We start from the raw sequence: 17560 nt of genomic DNA, 5'->3' as shown, positions 1-17560 counted from the left end.
TGCACCGCCTGCTCGCGCGCAGCAGCAGGGCGGCGAGCAGGCTGCGGCGTTTGGCGGGGCCGGGGAGAAGCGGCCCGGTCAGCGTGTCGACGCAGACGGTGCCGAGCAGCCAGAACTCCACGAGCGGCTCCCCTTCCGGGCGTGACGCGCCCGGTGCCGGGTCACGGGCAAGGGCCCAGAACATCCGGCCTCCCCGGCGGGCGGGGAGGGGGCGCGCCCGGTCCGGCGGGCGCGCCCGGCCGGATCACAGCTGGCGTTCGTCCGGGGAAACCACTGTGGTGGGGGGCACAACCATGCGGCGGCGCCGCATGACGCTCGCGTAGACGAAGACGCCGATGACGCCGACGATCATCATGATCCAGCCGACCATGTCGACGTTGACGCTGTCCATCTTCCAGTCGGTCGCGAACGCGAGTATCGCCCCCACGCCGATGAGAATGAAGCATCCTCCGAGTCCCATGAGTTCCGCCTCCTCGACGGCCCGGAAGCTCCGGGCCGTGTACGGGGCGGGTACCCGGCCCGGCAACGACCATGCGTGCGGTGGCGGTTGGCGTCGGGGTCAGCCCGCGAGGAACGAGGCCAGTGCGGTCGCCAGCAGGTGCGGATCGTCGGAGCCGCACAGTTCACGGGCGCTGTGCATCGACAGGATGGCCACACCGATGTCGATGGTCTGGATGCCGTGCCGGGCGGCGGTGATCGGGCCGATCGTGGTGCCGCACGGCATCGAGTTGTTGGAGACGAACAGCTGCCACGGCACGCCCGCCTTCTCGCACGCCGACGCGAACACGGCCCGGCCGCTGCCGTCGGTCGCGTACCGCATGTTGACGTTGACCTTGAGGATCGGTCCGCCGTTGATGACCGGGTGGTGCGTCGGGTCGTGCCGCTCGGCGTAGTTGGGGTGGATCGCGTGGCCGGTGTCGGAGGAGAGGCAGACGGTGCCGGCGAAGGCACGGGCGCGGTCCTCGTACGTACCGCCGCGGGCGAACACCGAACGCTCCAGGACCGTGCCGAGCAGCGGCCCGTCCGCGCCGGTGTCGGACTGCGAGCCGTTCTCCTCGTGGTCGAAGGCGGCCAGCACCGGGATGTACGGGATCTCCGCGTCGGGCTGTCCGGCGACGGCGGCGAGCGCCGCGACGGCCGCGTGCACCGAGAGCAGGTTGTCCATCCGGGGCCCGGCCACCAGCTCGCGGTCGCGGCCCAGGTAGGAGGGTGCCTCGACGGGGTGCGGCATCAGGTCCCAGCCGGTGATGTCCTCGGCGTCGACGCCCGCCTCATCGGCGACGAAGCGGATGAGGTCGCCCTCCGCCACGTCCCCGAGGCCCCAGATCGGCTGCATGTGCTTCTGGCGGTCGAGCTTGAGGCCGTCCGGGTTGGCCGACCGGTCCAGGTGCACGGCCAGCTGGGGGACGCGCAGCAGCGCCCGGTCGATGTTGACCAGCCGGTGCGTCCCGTCGCGCAGCGAGATCCGCCCGGCGAGGCCGAGGTCGCGGTCCAGCCAGGTGTTGAGGAGCGTGCCGCCGTAGACCTCCACGGCGATCTGCCGCCAGCCGTGCGCGCCCGTGTCGGGCATCGGCTTCACGCGCAGGTTCGGCGAGTCGGTGTGCGCCCCGACGATCCGGAACGGGGTGCTGGCCCCGGCGCCCTCGGGCACGTACCAGGCCACGATCGCGCCGCCGCGCAGGACGTACTTCCCGCCGCTGGACCCGTCCCAGGCCGCCGTCTCCTCGACCTGCCGGAAACCGGCCTTCTCCAGCCTCGACGCGGCGGTCGCCACGGCGTGGTACGGGGAGGGGCAGGCCATCAGGAAGGCCATCAGATCGTCGGTGTGCCCGCGGTCGAAGCGGGGGGAAGAGCTCATGTTCTTCACTTTAACCAGGCGCGTCCCGGAGAATTCACCGTCGTCCCCCGTCGCCCGCGCCCTGCCCATGAACGGAACCCGGGGCCGCACCGGCGCCCGGGGCGGCGGCATGCCGTCCGCGGCGACGCCCGGACGATAGCCGTGTCACACCGCTGCCACAGCCCGTCGACGCAGCGAGCCGGGCAGTGCCCCGGAGCGCGAGGGTTTCTCCCGTGGACGGGGTTCCGGGTCCTGCCGCCGGCGTACCCGGCCGGATACGCCGGCACCGTCACCCGGAAACGTGTCCGGGTGACGGTGCCGTCGACGATCTCGGTCGCGGAAGCCTAGAACGCGGCCTCGTCCAGCTCCATCAGGGAGTTGTCGACGGACTCGGCGAGCGCGCGCTCGGCCCCGACGCCCGGCAGGACGTTCGCGGCGAAGAACTTCGCGGCGGCGATCTTGCCCCGGTAGAAGGCGACGTCCTTCGCGGCAGCGGTCGGCAGCTTCTCGACGGCCACGGCCGCGCCCTTGAGCAGCAGGTAGCCGACGACGACATCGCCGGAGGCCAGCAGCAGGCGGGTGGTGTTCAGGCCCACCTTGTAGATGTTCTTCACGTCCTCGCCGGTCGCGGTGAGGTCGGTGATCATCGTGCCGACGATCGCCTCCAGGTCCACGGCGGCCTTGGCGAGCGAGTCCAGCGCGCCGGACAGCTCCTCGTTGCCCTGGGCGCCCGCGAGGAACTTCTTGATCTCCTCGGAGAGCGTGTTGAGCGAGGCGCCCTGGTCGCGGACGATCTTCCGGAAGAAGAAGTCCTGGCCCTGGATGGCCGTCGTGCCCTCGTACAGCGTGTCGATCTTGGCGTCACGGATGTACTGCTCGATCGGGTACTCCTGGAGGTACCCGGAGCCGCCGAACGTCTGGAGCGACTGTGCCAGCTGCTCGTACGACTTCTCCGAGCCGTAGCCCTTCACGATCGGGAGCAGCAGGTCGTTGAGGCCGTGCAGCGCCTTCGCGTCCTCGCCCGCGGCCTCGCTCTCCTGGATCGCGTCCTGCACGGAGGCGGTGTACAGCACGAGGGAGCGCATGCCCTCGGCGTACGCCTTCTGCGTCATGAGCGAGCGGCGCACGTCGGGGTGGTGCGTGATGGTGACCTTGGGGGCGGTCTTGTCCATGAACTGCGACAGGTCGGTTCCCTGGACGCGCTCCTTGGCGTACTCCAGCGCGTTCAGGTAACCCGTCGAGAGCGCCGCGATGGCCTTCGTGCCGACCATCATGCGGGCGAACTCGATGATGCGGAACATCTGGCGGATGCCGTCGTGCTTGTCGCCGATCAGCCAGCCCTTGGCGGGGTGCTGGTCGCCGAACGTCATCTCGCAGGTGTTGGAAGCCTTGAGGCCCATCTTGTGCTCGACGTTCGTCGCGTACACGCCGTTGCGCTCGGACAGTTCGCCGGTGGTCCAGTCGAAGTGGAACTTCGGGACCATGAAGAGCGAGAGGCCCTTGGTGCCCGGTCCCGCGCCCTCGGGGCGGGCCAGCACGTAGTGAATGATGTTCTCGGACATGTCGTGCTCACCCGAGGTGATGAAGCGCTTCACGCCCTCGATGTGCCAGGAGCCGTCCGCCTGCTCGACGGCCTTCGTGCGGCCCGCGCCGACGTCGGAACCGGCGTCCGGCTCGGTCAGCACCATCGTCGAGCCCCACTGCTTCTCGACGGCGATCTCGGCGATCTTCTTCTGCGCCTCGTTGCCCTCGTCGAAGAGGATGCCGGCGAAGGCCGGGCCGGAGGAGTACATCCACACGGCCGGGTTCGCGCCGAGCAGCAGCTCCGCGTAACCCCAGATCAGGGAGCGTGGGGAGGTCGTGCCGCCGATCTCCTCGGGGAGGCCCAGGCGCCAGTACTCGGAGTCCATGAAGGCCTGGTAGGACTTCTTGAAGCTGTCCGGTACCGGTGCGGTGTTGGTCTCCGGGTCGAAGACCGGGGGGTTGCGGTCGGCGTCGGCGTAGGAGTCGGCGAGCTCGTTCTCCGCGAGGCGGGCGACCTCGTCGAGGATGCTCTTCGCGGTCTCGACGTCCATCTCCGCGAACGGTCCGGTGCCGTACAGCTTGTCGCGCCCGAGGACCTCGAAGAGGTTGAACTCGATGTCGCGGAGATTCGACTTGTAGTGCCCCATGGGAAGGCTCCGTAATCAATAGCAGTGGCGCGCAGCGCCCCGTGGAGAGGTGAGGATCGGGCGACGGGCTCGCGGATACCGGTCTGCCGCGCGGCCGGGGATCTGGCGGGGCCCGGACGTATCAGCTGACCTCTCCGATGATGCTACCCGTCAGTAATAAGGCGCAACCCCTCAAGGGGGAGATGTGGCCGATTACTCTTTGCCTCATGTACGGCTACGACCAGAATCAGGGCGCACAGCAGCCGATGGGTGGCGGCTACGGCGAGCAGCCGCTGTACCCCGAACCCTCGCCGCCCTCGCTGGGCGACGCGGTACGGGCCTTCACGACCGGCTCGCTGGCCGCCGAGGACTTCCAGCAGATCTTCGCGACGTCGAAGGTCTACTGCCCGCGCGGCGACAATCCGGGCTTCCTCGCGCTGCACAACACCCAGCAGCCGGTGATCCCGATGTTCACCACGCTCAAGGAGCTGCGGCTCTACGCGGGCAAGGAGTCCAAGTACTTCGTGATCACCGGGGCCGAGGTGATCGACCTGCTGCCCACCGGCTACGGCTTCGTCCTGGACATGGAGGGCGAGCACCGCATGGTCTTCGACGCCAAGGCCGTGGAGCAGATGGTCGACTTCGCGATGCGCCGTATGTACGGCTGACCGTCGACCCCCGCCCCTCGGGAAGGGGCCCGTACCGCCGAGCGACGCCGGGCGGTACGGGCCCCTTCGCGCTGTCGTGGACGGTGCGGGAATGGAAGACGCCTTGCTAGATGTTCACCATTCAACTAAATTGGTTTCAGGACAATCCCCGGAGGTGGCTTCCATGCCCGCAGTAACCGTCGAAAACCCGCTGACCCTGCCCAAGGTCGCCGCCTCGGGCGATGCCGTGGCCCGTCCCGTGCTCGCCGTGACCACGGCGCCCAGCGGGTTCGAGGGCGAGGGATTCCCCGTGCGCCGCGCATTCGCGGGGATCAACTACAAGCACCTCGACCCGTTCATCATGATGGACCAGATGGGCGAGGTGGAGTACGCGGCCGGCGAGCCCAAGGGCACCCCCTGGCACCCGCACCGCGGCTTCGAGACCGTCACCTACCTGATCGACGGCACCTTCGTTCACCAGGACTCCAACGGTGGCGGCGGCACCATCCAGAACGGCGACACCCAGTGGATGACGGCCGGTTCCGGGCTGCTCCACATCGAGGCGCCGCCGGAGTCGCTCGTCATGTCGGGCGGCCTCTTCCACGGCCTCCAGCTCTGGGTGAACCTGCCCAAGGCCGACAAGATGATGGCCCCGCGCTACCAGGACATCCGCGGCGGCCAGGTCCAGCTCCTCGCCTCCCCGGACGGCGGCGCGCTGCTCCGCGTGATCGCGGGCGAGCTCGACGGCCACGAGGGCCCGGGTGTCACCCACACCCCCATCACGATGATCCACGCCACCGTGCGCCCCGGCGCCGAGGTGACCCTGCCGTGGCGCGAGGACTTCAACGGCCTCGCGTACGTGCTCGCGGGCCGCGGCACCGTGGGTGAGGAGCGCCGGCCCGTCCACATGGGCCAGACCGCCGTCTTCGGCGCCGGCTCCTCGCTGACCGTCCGCGCGGACGAGCGGCAGGACGGCAACACCCCGGAGCTGGAGGTCGTCCTCCTCGGCGGGCGTCCCATCCGGGAGCCGATGGCTCACTACGGGCCGTTCGTGATGAACAGCCAGGCCGAACTGAAGCAGGCCTTCGAGGACTTCCAGGCCGGCCGCCTCGGCACCGTGCCCGCCGTCCACGGAATGTGAGCCTCGCCGCCGCCGTATGACGGTTCGTCACTCGTACGGCGGCCCGGGCGGGGACAGCGCACCCGCCGCGTGATCGGGTGAGGGGGTGCAGACCCAGAAGCCCCTCCTGCCCCTTGGCGCACGGCGCCTGGCCGCCTGGTGCGGTGTTGTCCTGCTGGTCGCCGGTGTCGCCGCCCTGGTCGTCTGGCTGTGCGTCGCCCTCAAGACCGCCGTCACCCCCGTCATGCTCGCGCTGCTCGGTACGGCGCTGCTCGGTCCGGTCCACCGGTGGATGACCGCGCACGGGGTGAACCGTTCGCTGGCGGCCGGGCTGACCTGCGCCCTCCTCGTCGCGGTGGTCGGCGGCGCCGGATACATCGTCGTCTCCGCGCTCATCGACACCGGCGACCAGATCGTCCGGTCGCTGAAGGACGCCGGTCATTGGGTCGTCGACCACTTCGGGGTGGCGGGCAACACCAATGTGGACGACCTGGCCGCCAATGCGAAGCAGCTCGTCGGGAAGTTCGGCGCGAGCGCCGCGGGCGGGCTCCTGAGCGGCCTCAGCCTGGTCGGTTCGCTCATCGCCACGAGCGTGCTCGCGCTCCTGCTGACCTTCTTCTTCCTGCGCGACTCCGACCGGGGCGTGAAACTCGCGCACTCCATCGCCCCGCGCGGCACCGGCGACCTGGTCGAGGCGATGGGCCGGCGGGCGTTCGAGGCCGTCGAGGGCTTCATGCGCGGCACGACGTTCATCGCGCTCATCGACGCGGCCTGCATCACGGTCGGCCTGCTGATCCTGAAGGTGCCCGGTGCGGTGGGGCTGGGCGCGCTGGTCCTGGTCGGCGCCTACATCCCGTACCTGGGGGCCTTCATCTCGGGCACCGTCGCGGTGCTGGTGGCGCTCGCGGACCGGGGGCTGGTGATCGCGCTCTGGGCGCTCGGGGTGGTGCTCGCCGTACAGGTGCTGGAGGGCCACATCCTTCAGCCGTTGATCCAGAGCCGTACGGTCCAGATGCACCCGGCCACGATCCTGATCGCGCTGACGGCGGGCGCGAGCGTGGCGGGCCTGCTGGGGATGCTGCTCGCGGTCCCGGTGTGCGCGGCGGCCTTCGGCATCCTCGGCGAACTCCGCAAGGGCCACCTGCCCCCACCGGACCCCCCGGACCCGGCGACCCCCGACCCGGTGCCCCCCACCCCGGACGCGTCCCCCGGCGCACCACCCAGCCCGTCAGGCGCCTGAGGGCGGAACCCGCTCGTACCGCGCACGGCCCGATCGCCCCCGAGGCGGCCCGCCGCGGACCCGGCTCGGGCAGGCTCGGACCCGGCTCGGGCCCACCGGCGATCCCGCTGGAGACAATGGCAATGAAAGGGTCCGGTCGCGGGCGGTAGCCTGGGGTGGCTGTATCCGCCCCCAACCGCGAAGACTGGATGAACGACGATGCATCGGTACAGGTCCCACACCTGCGGCGAGCTCCGCGCCTCTGACGTCGGCACCGACGTCCGGCTGAGCGGCTGGCTGCACAATCGCCGAGACCTGGGTGGCATCCTCTTCATCGATCTGCGCGACCACTACGGTCTGGTGCAGCTCGTCGCCCGCCCCGGCACCCCCGGCAACGACGCCCTGGCGAAGCTCACCAAGGAGACCGTCGTACGGATCGACGGCAAGGTCTCCGCCCGCGGCGCCGACAACGTCAACCCGGAGCTCCCGACCGGCGAGATCGAGATCGAGGTCACCGAGGTCGAGGTGCTGGGCGAGTCCGCCCCGCTGCCCTTCACGATCAACGCCGAGGACGGGGTCAACGAGGAGCGGCGCCTGGAGTACCGCTTCCTCGACCTGCGCCGCGAGCGCATGCACCGCAACATCATGCTGCGCTCCTCCGTCATCGCCTCGATCCGCTCCAAGATGGTCGCCCTCGGCTTCAACGAGATGGCGACGCCGATCCTCACCGCGACCTCTCCCGAGGGCGCCCGTGACTTCGTCGTCCCGTCCCGGCTGAACCCGGGCAAGTTCTACGCGCTGCCGCAGGCCCCTCAGCAGTTCAAGCAGCTGCTGATGATCTCCGGCTTCGACCGCTACTTCCAGATCGCGCCGTGCTTCCGTGACGAGGACGCCCGCGCCGACCGGTCGCCCGGCGAGTTCTACCAGCTCGACGTCGAGATGTCCTTCGTCGAGCAGGAGGACGTCTTCCGCCCGATCGAGAAGCTCATGACCGAGCTCTTCGAGGAGTTCGGCAACGGCCGCCACGTCACCTCGCCCTTCCCGCGCATCCCGTTCCGCGAGTCGATGCTGAAGTACGGCAACGACAAGCCGGACCTGCGCGCCAAGCTGGAGCTCGTGGACATCTCCGACGTCTTCGCGGACTCGGAGTTCAAGGCCTTCGCCGGCAAGCACGTCCGCGCCCTCCCGGTGCCGGACACCGCGGGCCAGTCCCGGAAGTTCTTCGACGGCCTCGGTGACTACGCCGTCGAGCACGGCGCCAAGGGCCTCGCCTGGGTCCGCGTCGGCGAGGACGGCAAGCTGGCGGGCCCCATCGCCAAGTTCCTCACCGAGACGGACGTCAAGACCCTCACCGAGCGGCTCTCGCTCGTCCCCGGCCACGCCGTGTTCTTCGGCGCCGGCGAGTTCGACGAGGTCTCCAAGATCATGTCGGTCGTCCGCGTCGAGGCCGCCAAGCGCGCCGGCCACTTCGAGGAGGGCGTCTTCCGGTTCTGCTGGATCGTCGACTTCCCGATGTACGAGAAGGACGAGGACACCGGGAAGATCGACTTCTCGCACAACCCCTTCTCGATGCCCCAGGGCGGCCTGAAGGACCTTGAGGAGAAGGACCCGCTGGACATCCTCGCCTGGCAGTACGACATCGTCTGCAACGGCATCGAGCTGTCCTCCGGCGCCATCCGTAACCACGAGCCCGAGCTCATGCTCAAGGCCTTCGAGATCGCCGGTTACGACCGCGAGACCGTCGAGCAGGAATTCGCGGGCATGCTCCGCGCCTTCCGCCTCGGTGCCCCGCCGCACGGTGGCATCGCCCCGGGTGTCGACCGCATCGTGATGCTGCTGGCCGACGAGCCCAACATCCGCGAGACGATCGCCTTCCCGCTGAACGGCAACGCCCAGGACCTGATGATGGGCGCGCCGACGGTGCTGGACGAGACCCGGCTGCGCGAGCTGAACATCCAGCTCCGCAAGCCGGTCGCGTCCGCGAAGGACGCCGCGGAGAAGTAGCCCGGCCGGAGAAGCAGTCCGACCGGAGAAGCAGCCCGACCAACCCGCACCGGGTTTCACGTGAAACAGCCCCTGGCCACCGGCCGGGGGCTGTTCCGCGTTCCCGTCGTGCGTGCGTCCCGCCCGGTCTGGATGCACGCGAGTCACCCGGGAACGCGCGGGCCGCGCGCATACAAGTGCATGAATCACCTGGACGGGTACAGCCGGATGGCCCCGGCGCCGGATTGGCCGGACCCGGCTGCGGCAAAGACTGCCTGGGCCGACATCGGCACAGCGGACCCCAGGGCGGGCCCGCAAAGCCCCACGGCTTCCGCCGACGACTGCTGAGGAGCCCCCCGTGTCCGTGCCCCGTTCGAGCGTTCCTCTGCGGCTCCCGTATGTCGTCTGCGCCGTCCTCGTCCTGCTGCTGGCCGGATGCGGAACGGGCGGCTTCGGTACGGGCGGGAGCGGTGCGCGCACGAAGGCCGCGGGCGCCCCCGAGGTTCCCGGCCCACCGGGGTCCGGTGCGCCGTCCCCCGCGCAGCCCTCGTCGGAGTCGTCGCCCGCCGGGCCCGCCGCCGTACCGCCCGGACCGTCGCCCACCCCGCCGCGGGAGATTCCGGGGCTGGGCCCGCGGACCAGGGCCGAGATCCCGGTCGGCACCCGCCAGGCGTTCGTCGTCACCGGCGATTCCCCGGACTCCAGCCTGGCCACCGCCGTGCTCTACACCCGGGACGGCCCCGCCGCGGACTGGCGGGCGGCCGCGGCACCCTGGCCCGCCCACAACGCCCTGAACGGCTGGACGGCCGAGCACTGGGAGGGCGATCTCCGCACCCCCGTCGGCGTCTTCACGCTGACATCGGCGGGCGGCCGGCTCGATCCCCCGGCCACGGTGTTCCCGTACGACCTGAACCCGGACTTCAAGGTGGAGGGCGAGGGCTTCCAGGGGGAGCCGTTGGAGGGTTCCTTCGACTACGTCATCGCCATCGACTACAACCGCCTCCCCGGCACCTCCCCGCTGGACCACACCCGCCCCCTCGGCACGGAACGCGGCGGCGGCATCTGGATCCACGTCGACCACGGCGGCCCCACCCAGGGCTGTGTCTCGATCACCTACGACCGGATGAGAGAGCTGCTGGGCCTGCTCGACCCGGCCAAGGACCCCGTCGTCGTGATGGGGGACGTCGCGTACCTGAGCGGCTGAACAGCGGCTGAAGTCGCTGCGTGCCAGGTCCGCGGACCGTGGCCTCGAGACCGCCCGACCCGGTGGGCATCGAACCGGACACCGAACCGCCCAAGAACGGGGCCCGCTGAACGCAAGCGCACCGGACACACGAGAAGGGCGGGACCGTCAGCACGGTCCCGCCCTCCTCGCGTACGTACATGCCGTTACGCGGGCTTCTCCTCCAGGCGCGGGAACAGCACCGCGCCCTTCGTCACCGTCGAACCGGCCGCCAGCCGGCCCCAGGTGGCGGCGTCCTGCACGCGCTGGTCGGACAGCGCGCCCAGGGACTCCTCGGCGCCCAGGGACTCCCACAGCTTCTGCGAGGTGTCCGGCATGATCGGGTTCAGCAGCACCGCGACACCGCGCAGCGCCTCGGCGGCCGTGTACAGGATCGTCGCGAGGCGGGCCCGGCCCTCCGGCGACTCGTCCTTGGCGACCTTCCACGGCTCCTGCTCCGTGATGTAGCCGTTGACCTGCTTGACGAAGTCGAAGATCGCCAGGATGCCGGACTGGAAGTCAAGCTCCTCACCGATCTTCAGGTCGGCCGTGGTGACGGCCTTCGCCAGCCCGTCCCGCACCGCCTGCTCGGCCTCGCCCGCGGCCGTGGCCTCGGGGAGGACGCCGCCGTAGTACTTGCCGACCATGGCCGCGAGGCGCGAGGCCAGGTTGCCGTAGTCGTTGGCGAGCTCGGAGGTGTAGCGGGCGGTGAAGTCCTCCCAGGAGAACGAGCCGTCGCTGCCGTACGCGATGGCCCGCAGGAAGTACCAGCGGTACGCGTCCACGCCGAAGTGCGAGGTCAGGTCCTGCGGCTTGATGCCCGTCAGGTTCGACTTGGACATCTTCTCGCCGCCGACCATCAGCCAGCCGTTGGCGACGACCTTGCCGGGCAGCGGCAGGCCCTGTGCCATCAGCATCGCGGGCCAGATCACCGAGTGGAAGCGCAGGATGTCCTTGCCGATCAGGTGCACGTTCGCCGGGAACGTAGCGTCGAACTTCTCCTGATTGGCGCCGTAGCCGACCGCCGTCGCGTAGTTGAGCAGCGCGTCTACCCACACGTAGATGACGTGCTTGTCGTCCCACGGGACCGGGACGCCCCAGTCGAACGTCGAGCGGGAGATCGACAGGTCCTGGAGCCCCTGCTTGACGAAGTTCACGATCTCGTTGCGCGCGGACTCCGGCTGGATGAAGCCGGGGTTGGCCGCGTAGAACTCCAGCAGCTTCGGGCCGTACTCGCTCAGCTTGAAGAAGTAGTTCTCCTCCTTGAGGATCTCCACCGGCTTCTTGTGGACGGGGCACAGCTTGACGCCGTTCTCGTCCTCGACGAGGTCGCCGGGGAGCTTGTACTCCTCGCAGCCCACGCAGTAAGGGCCTTCGTACCCGCCCTTGTAGATCTCGTCCTTGTCGTACAGGTCCTGCACGAACTCCTGCACACGGTCGGTGTGCCGCTTCTCCGTCGTACGGATGAAGTCGTCGTTCTCGATGCCGAGGTGCTCCCAGAGGGGCTTCCAGGCCTCCTCGACGAGCTTGTCGCACCACTCCTGGGGAGTGACGTCGTTCGCCTCGGCCGTGCGCATGATCTTCTGACCGTGCTCGTCCGTGCCGGTGAGGTACCACACCTTCTCGCCGCGCTGGCGGTGCCAGCGGGTGAGCACGTCGCCTGCGACGGTCGTGTAGGCGTGGCCCAGGTGAGGAGCGTCGTTGACGTAGTAAATGGGGGTCGAGACGTAGAAACTCTTCACGTCCTCGCCCCCCTGCTTCTCTGATCCAGTGGCCGCCATGGGCGAAATCCTAACGGTCCGTGGGAGATCCACTCGCACCGATAAACCCGGCACCGGGCACGGAGACTTTCATGGAGGGATTCGCGGAGACTTTCCCGGAGAGTTTCACGAGGGGGCCCGGAGGGAGCTTCGCCGGGAGCTTCGCGGAGAGCTTTGCGAAACATCGCTTCCCGTAGCAAAGACGCATCCTGGGAGGGAGTGGACACGCGTGCACGAGGCAGGGGACATCACGATGCGGGTACTGGTCGCCGAGGACGAGGAGATCCTGGCGGAGCTCGTCGCCACCGGGCTGCGGCGGGCGGGGTTCGCCGTCGACACGGTGTACAGCGGTGATGCCGCCCAGGCCTATCTGGGGCTGCACGACTACGACGTCGTCGTCCTGGACCGCGATCTGCCCCGGGTGCACGGCGACGACGTGGCCCGCGGGCTCGTGGCCTCCGGTTCCCGGACCAGGATTCTGATGCTGACCGCCGCCGGGTCCATGGAGGACCGGGTGGCCGGGCTCGACCTGGGCGCCGACGACTACCTGGGCAAGCCGTTCGAGTTCCCCGAGCTGGTGTCGCGGGTACGCGCGCTGCGGCGGCGCAGCGCCCGGCCCGTACCGCCGCAGCTGGAGCGGTACGGCATCCGGCTCGACACCGTACGGCGTACCGCGTCCCGGGACGGGCACGAACTGGACCTCTCGCCGAAGGAGTTCACCGTGCTGCAACTCCTGCTGGAGGCCGACGGCGGGACGGTCAGCGCGGAGGAACTGCTCGAGCGGGCCTGGGACGCCAACGCGGACCCCTTCACCGGGGCCGTCCGCGTCTGCATGAGCAAGTTGCGCGGCAAGCTCGGTGAACCGGCCGTGATCCGTACCGTGCAGGGTGTCGGGTACGCACTGTGAGGCATCCGGCCCGGGTGCCGCACTCCACGATCAGGACCCGGATCGCGCTCGTGTACGGCGGGGTGTTCCTGGTCCTCGGTACGGCCCTGCTGGTCACCGTCAACCTGGCCTCCCGCGCCGGTACGGACTCGCAGGCCCGCTCCATCGCCCGCACGGCCGCGGTCGTCCAGCCCGGCTACGCGGTGAACGGCCCCCTCGTCACCCGCCGGCGCCTCGGACCGCCGACCGTCTACGACCTCACCGACCACGTCAGCGACGCGGCCGGTCATCAGCTGCTCATCTGGTCCGCCGCCTCGCTGCTCGTGATGACGGCCTGCGCGGTGGGCGTCGGGTGGTGGACCGCGGGGCGGGTCCTGCGGCCCGTGCACGCCATGACCGCCAAGGCGCGCCGGCTCTCCGAGCACACGCTGCACGAGCGGATCGCCTCCAGCGGCCCCGACGACGAGCTCAAGGAGCTCGGCGACACGCTCGACGCGCTGCTCGCCCGGCTGGAGAGGGCCTTCGACAGCCAGCGGCGGTTCATCGCCAACGCCTCGCACGAGCTGCGGACCCCGCTGGCCACCCAGCGGGCGGCGATCCAGGTCGGCCTGGACGACCCGACGCCGGACGACCTCGTACGGACCCGGCAGACGCTGCTGGACAGCAACCGGCGCAGCGAGCGGCTCATCGAGGGGCTGCTGGTGCTGGCGCGCAGTGAGCGCGGGCTCGTGAAGGGCGAGCGGGAGGCCGTGGACCTGGCCCAGGTGGTGGCGGAGGAGGCGGGCCGGCATCCGGGGGTGAGCGTCGAGACGGTGCCCTGCTCGGTGCTGGGGAACCGGATGCTGCTGGCCCAGCTGGTGGCCAATCTGCTGGCCAACGCGGTGACGTACAACGTGGCCGGCGGGACGGTGGAGGTGTCCCTGGTCACCGGCGGCAGAGGCGTGCGCGGGAGGAGCGGGGTGCTCCGGGTGTCCAACTCCGGTCCGGTGGTGGACGGGGTGGACATTCCCGGGCTGTTCGAGCCGTTCCGGCGGGGTGAGGGCAAGGACCGGATGGGGCCCGGCTCAGGGCTCGGTCTTTCGATCGTACGTTCTATAGCGGTGGCGCATGGCGGTACGGTCACGGCGGTGCCGGGCCCGGAGGGCGGGCTCGCCGTGACCGTACGCCTGCCGGTCGATCAGGCGCCGGCGGCGACCCAGGCGGGCAGCGCGGCGAGCACCTCGCGGTAGAACGCGGCGTCCGCGACCTCGCGCGGGGCGGGGCCCGCGTGGAAGAAGCCGGCGTTCGGGGCGTCCAGCTTCCGCAGGAAGTCGAAGCCCTTCGCGTCCTCGTCGCCGAACGCGACGAACTGGAAGAACAGCGGCAGTCGTGCCGCGTCCGTCAGGGCCTGGCGGGCGGCCTGCTTGGCGTCCGGCGGGCCGTCCGTCTGGAAGATCACCAGCGCGGGGCCGGTGGCCTCGGACTTCTCGTAGTGCGCGACGACCTCCTCGACGGCGCGGTGGTAGTTCGTCCGGCCGAGCCGGCCGAGGCCCGCGTTCAGTTCGTCGATGCGGCCCTCGTGGCCGTCCAGCTCGACCGTGCCGGTGCCGTCGATGTCCGTCGAGAAGAAGACGACCTGGACAGCGGCGCTCTCGTCCAGGTGCGCGGCGAGGGCGAGGGTGCGGTCGCCCAGGTGCTGGGCGCTGCCGTCCTTGTAGAACGGCCGCATGGAGCCGGAGCGGTCCAGGACCAGGTAGACGGTGGCCCGCAGCCCGGTCAGCCCGTGCGCCGTCAGCCCGGCCTGGGCGGCCTTGTACGGGGCGACGAGCTCGGGCGCGCGGGACTTGACCCGGGCGAGGGAGAGCGCGGGCTTGCCGTCGGCGGGGGCCTGGGGGGTTTCGGAGGCCACGGGGGTCTCCGGGGACTGTGGGGCCTCTGGGGCCGTGGAGGTCTCCGTGGTGGGCGCGGCGGCCGCGGGGACGGCCGGTTCCGGTTCCGGTTGTGCTTCGGGCGCGGACTCCGCTGTGACGGGTACGGGCTCCGGTGCCGGTTCCCGTTCGACTACCGGTTCCGCTTCGAGTACCGGCTCTGCTTCGACTACCGGCTCCGGTTCGGGGTCCGGGTTCATGTCGATGGTGATCGGCCCGGGCGCGGTCTCGGCGGAGGCAACCGGGTCGGGCGCGGTCTCGGCGGAGGCAACCGGGTCGGGCGCGGTCTCGGCTGCGGCGACCGACTCGGCGACCGGCTCGGCGGGGGCCGCGGCCGGAGTCTCAACGGGCTCCGGGGCCACGGACTCCGCTGCTTCCTCAAGCTGAGTGGGTTCCGTCTTCGTCTCCGTCTCCGGTTCCGGTTCCGGCTTCGGCTTCGGCTCCGGCTTCGTTTCCGGCTTCGCCTCCGCGGCCTTCGTCCTGGACCCGGAGCCCTGCGACGGAACCAGGGGGGTCGCCTTGGGCGTGGGGGCGGCGGCCTTGTCGAAGGCGGCTGCCACCAGGTCCGCCGCCAGTTCACCGTCGTTCTTGGCGGACCCGGAGGCGCCGGACTCGGAGATGGCGGACCGGGACGTGGAGGAGGCCGGGGCCGGCACCGATGCCTTGGTGGCCGGGGCGGGTTCGGACTCCGACACAGCCTGCGCAACCGGTTCGTCCACCGCCACCGACTCCGACTCCGTGGGCCGGGTGCGCTCGCCCTGGGGCGGGACCGTGGCCGTCGTCGGGCCGTCCTGCTCCGTGACGTCACGGCCGAACACCTTGCGCAGCAAGCTCCGAATGCCCATGGGCGAGGCCTTTCACGTGAGTTGGGTGCGATGTATGTCCGTACTGCGGGAATTGATCCCTGGCCAGGGCGGATACGTAAGGTTAGCGGCCGGATCCGGCCGTTCGGTGGCGCGGCCCGCCTGAGGGACAACTGAGCCGAAATCGATTCCGGACCGAGTCCTGTCACCGTGACGTGGTGGTCTGATGTACGTCATTCACATGTATTCCTGTAGTGCTGAGTTGCCAGGCTGACGCGAGCGGCCCGGTTCCTCGCGCATCGGGGCGCACTACAGTCGGAGGCATGGTTTCCGGTGAGGCACCGCAGGCGGCGGGCAGCGTTCGGGTCGACGTCTGGATCTGGTCGGTCCGGCTGACGAAAACGCGTGCGCAGGCTGCCGCGGCCTGTCGCGCGGGTCATGTGAAGGTGGCCGGTGAGCGCGCCAAGCCGGCCCAGGCGTTGCACGTCGGCGACGAGGTACGGCTCCGGCACGCGGGCCGGGACCGGGTCGTGGTCGTGTCGAAGATCGTGAAGAAGCGGGTCGGACCTCCGGTGGCGGCGGAGTGCTTCGTCGACAACAGTCCGCCTCCGCCGCCGCGCGAGGCCGCGATCCAGGTGCCGGTGCGGGACCGGGGGACGGGGCGGCCGACGAAGCGCGACCGGCGCGAGATGGAGCGGTTGCGGGGGGACGGGCCGCCCGCGGAGTGACCGGGGCCGTCCGTTGACCGTTACGCCCTCGATCGGCGGGCGGGCTCGCAGGAGTTACGGCTGCGGGGAGGCGATGGCCCTGGCCGCCGCCACCTCCTGGCGCAGGGGGGCCAGTACGCCCTCCTCGTCGCCCGGGAGTTCGGCACTGACCCCTGTCAGGACCTCGCTGGACCTCATGCCCGCCGCCAGTTCGCGGAGTTGCTGCTGAACCTCGGCCACCTCTGCCGCTTCCGGTTCCGGGGCCGCCTGCTCACGAGGTGCCCGTCGGGTTGCACGCGGGTACGGGCGGGCGGACGGGCGGGCACACCGGCGGACGGGCGGGCGGGGGCGGTGGGTTCAGCGGTGTCGCTGGTTCCGCAGCACGATGACGGTCTTGCCGCGGGCCCCTCCGGTCCGGTTGCGGTCCAGGGCCTGCGGGGCCTTCTCCAGCGGGAGTTCGATGTCGATGGGTACGCGCAGCACCCCTTCCGCGGCGCCCGCGGCCAGGACGTCCAGCAGGACGGGGCTCGGGTCGAGCCGGAAGTCGATGCCGCGTACGCCCTCGGGGAGCACCGCCCCGGCCGCGACGCCGCGGGTGCTGAGCGCGATGCCGCCGGGCCGGACCGTCGCGGCGTGGGCGGCGAACGCCTCCGGGGTGTCGGAGACCAGGTCGGCCAGCGCGTCGATGCCGTCCGGGCAGACCGCCCGTACCGAGCCGGCCGTCACGCCCCGGGTGGTGTCGATCGTGACGGCGGCGCCCAACGACCCCATCCTGGCCCGCTCGTCGCCGCGCACCGCCGCGACCACGCGCACGTCCCGGGCCCTGGCGAGCTGGGTCAGACAGCTGCCGACGCCGCCCGCCGCGCCGATGATCAGCAGGCTCTCGTGGCCGCGGAGCGCCGCCGTCTCCAGGAGCTGCGCGGCCGTCATCCCGGCGGACGGCAGCGCGGCGGCTGTCCGGGCGTCGAGGCCGGGCGGGACGACGGTGATGGCGGCGTCCTGCGATACACAGACGTAGTCGCAGTACGTACCGGCGCCGACCGGCGGCCCGGCCCGGCCGAAGACCTTGTCGCCGACCCGGAAACGGTTGCTGCCGCTGCCGATCATGTCCACCCGGCCCGCGAAGTCCACGCCGATGACCATCGGGAACACATGCGGGACCAGCCCTTCCAGGGAGCCGTCGGCCGTCTGCCAGTCGTACGGGTTGAGGGAGGCGTACTCGACCCTCACCCGTACCTCGCCGGCCGCCGGTTCCGGCTTGGGCATCTCGACCAGTGCGGGGTCGGCCCGGAATGCGCCGACGGTGATGGCTCGCATAC

Annotated in this window: 15 protein-coding genes; 8 read left to right on the top strand and 7 right to left on the bottom strand. The window is 70.6% G+C overall.

The features are described 5' to 3' along the window. Positions 1-244 precede the first annotated feature (244 nt). From FHX80_RS13595 to FHX80_RS13585, 3 genes are all read right to left on the bottom strand, one after another. Entirely contained in the window at positions 245-460 is a 216-nt protein-coding gene (locus tag FHX80_RS13595) for a DUF6458 family protein (RefSeq protein ID WP_145764435.1), read from the bottom strand. Positions 461-559: 99 nt separating this feature from the next. Further along, a complete protein-coding gene (locus FHX80_RS13590; protein ID WP_145764434.1) occupies positions 560-1858 on the bottom strand; it encodes a M18 family aminopeptidase in 1299 nt (432 codons plus the stop codon). A gap of 323 nt (positions 1859-2181) precedes the next feature. Beyond that, positions 2182-4008 carry an acyl-CoA dehydrogenase gene (locus tag FHX80_RS13585; RefSeq protein ID WP_145764433.1) on the bottom strand — a complete coding sequence of 609 codons (1827 nt, stop codon included), beginning with the start codon at positions 4006-4008 and terminating at the stop codon, positions 2182-2184. A 206-nt stretch (positions 4009-4214) separates the two neighbouring features. Between FHX80_RS13585 and FHX80_RS13580 the strand changes: the two genes are divergently transcribed. The 5 genes from FHX80_RS13580 to FHX80_RS13560 all read left to right on the top strand — a co-directional run bounded on the left by FHX80_RS13580 (position 4215) and on the right by FHX80_RS13560 (position 10160). Beyond that, positions 4215-4655 carry an SseB family protein gene (locus FHX80_RS13580; protein ID WP_018522179.1) on the top strand — a complete coding sequence of 147 codons (441 nt, stop codon included), beginning with the start codon at positions 4215-4217 and terminating at the stop codon, positions 4653-4655. 163 nt (positions 4656-4818) lie between these two features. Further along, entirely contained in the window at positions 4819-5775 is a 957-nt protein-coding gene (locus FHX80_RS13575; protein WP_145764432.1) for a pirin family protein, read from the top strand. Between the two features lie 85 nt (positions 5776-5860). Further along, positions 5861-6994: an AI-2E family transporter gene (locus tag FHX80_RS13570; protein ID WP_145764431.1), complete on the top strand. Its 1134-nt coding sequence runs from the start codon at positions 5861-5863 to the stop codon at positions 6992-6994. A 198-nt stretch (positions 6995-7192) separates the two neighbouring features. Next, positions 7193-8977, top strand: a complete 1785-nt coding sequence (gene aspS, locus FHX80_RS13565) for an aspartate--tRNA ligase (protein WP_145764430.1) — start codon at positions 7193-7195, stop codon at positions 8975-8977. A 337-nt stretch (positions 8978-9314) separates the two neighbouring features. Further along, positions 9315-10160 carry a L,D-transpeptidase family protein gene (locus FHX80_RS13560; RefSeq protein ID WP_145764429.1) on the top strand — a complete coding sequence of 282 codons (846 nt, stop codon included), beginning with the start codon at positions 9315-9317 and terminating at the stop codon, positions 10158-10160. A gap of 185 nt (positions 10161-10345) precedes the next feature. Here FHX80_RS13560 and metG read toward each other — a convergent pair whose 3' ends face one another. Next, complete coding sequence (gene metG / locus FHX80_RS13555) at positions 10346-11959, bottom strand: methionine--tRNA ligase (protein ID WP_145764428.1); 1614 nt, start codon at positions 11957-11959, stop codon at positions 10346-10348. Positions 11960-12191: 232 nt separating this feature from the next. On the opposite strand from metG, the gene FHX80_RS13550 reads away from it, so the two are divergent. Both FHX80_RS13550 and FHX80_RS13545 read left to right on the top strand, forming a co-directional pair. Continuing rightward, entirely contained in the window at positions 12192-12845 is a 654-nt protein-coding gene (locus FHX80_RS13550) for a response regulator transcription factor (protein ID WP_167523722.1), read from the top strand. Continuing rightward, on the top strand, positions 12842-14053 hold the full coding sequence (locus FHX80_RS13545) for a sensor histidine kinase (RefSeq protein ID WP_145764426.1): 1212 nt from the start codon (positions 12842-12844) through the stop codon (positions 14051-14053). Before FHX80_RS13550 ends, FHX80_RS13545 begins: the two co-directional genes overlap by 4 nt. On the opposite strand, the gene FHX80_RS13540 is transcribed toward FHX80_RS13545, so the two are convergent. Further along, positions 14002-15576, bottom strand: coding sequence for a VWA domain-containing protein (locus FHX80_RS13540; protein WP_208764648.1), 1575 nt, complete (start codon positions 15574-15576; stop codon positions 14002-14004). The two genes, FHX80_RS13545 and FHX80_RS13540, sit on opposite strands and share 52 nt — an antisense overlap. A 281-nt stretch (positions 15577-15857) precedes the next feature. Here FHX80_RS13540 and FHX80_RS13535 point away from each other — a divergent pair, with 281 nt between their 5' ends. Beyond that, positions 15858-16262, top strand: a complete 405-nt coding sequence (locus tag FHX80_RS13535) for an RNA-binding S4 domain-containing protein (protein WP_145764425.1) — start codon at positions 15858-15860, stop codon at positions 16260-16262. A gap of 54 nt (positions 16263-16316) precedes the next feature. Here FHX80_RS13535 and FHX80_RS34695 read toward each other — a convergent pair whose 3' ends face one another. Then, entirely contained in the window at positions 16317-16481 is a 165-nt protein-coding gene (locus tag FHX80_RS34695; RefSeq protein ID WP_167523529.1) for a hypothetical protein, read from the bottom strand. A gap of 117 nt (positions 16482-16598) precedes the next feature. After that, positions 16599-17558: an NADP-dependent oxidoreductase gene (locus tag FHX80_RS13530; RefSeq protein WP_145764424.1), complete on the bottom strand. Its 960-nt coding sequence runs from the start codon at positions 17556-17558 to the stop codon at positions 16599-16601. Between the last annotated feature and the right edge of the window lie 2 nt (positions 17559-17560).

Origin of the sequence: Streptomyces brevispora, from assembly GCF_007829885.1 — a bacterium.
GTDB classification, from domain to species: domain Bacteria; phylum Actinomycetota; class Actinomycetes; order Streptomycetales; family Streptomycetaceae; genus Streptomyces; species Streptomyces brevispora.
Note: the sequence above shows the minus strand (reverse complement) of the source record. Positions and strands in the feature narration are given on the sequence as shown.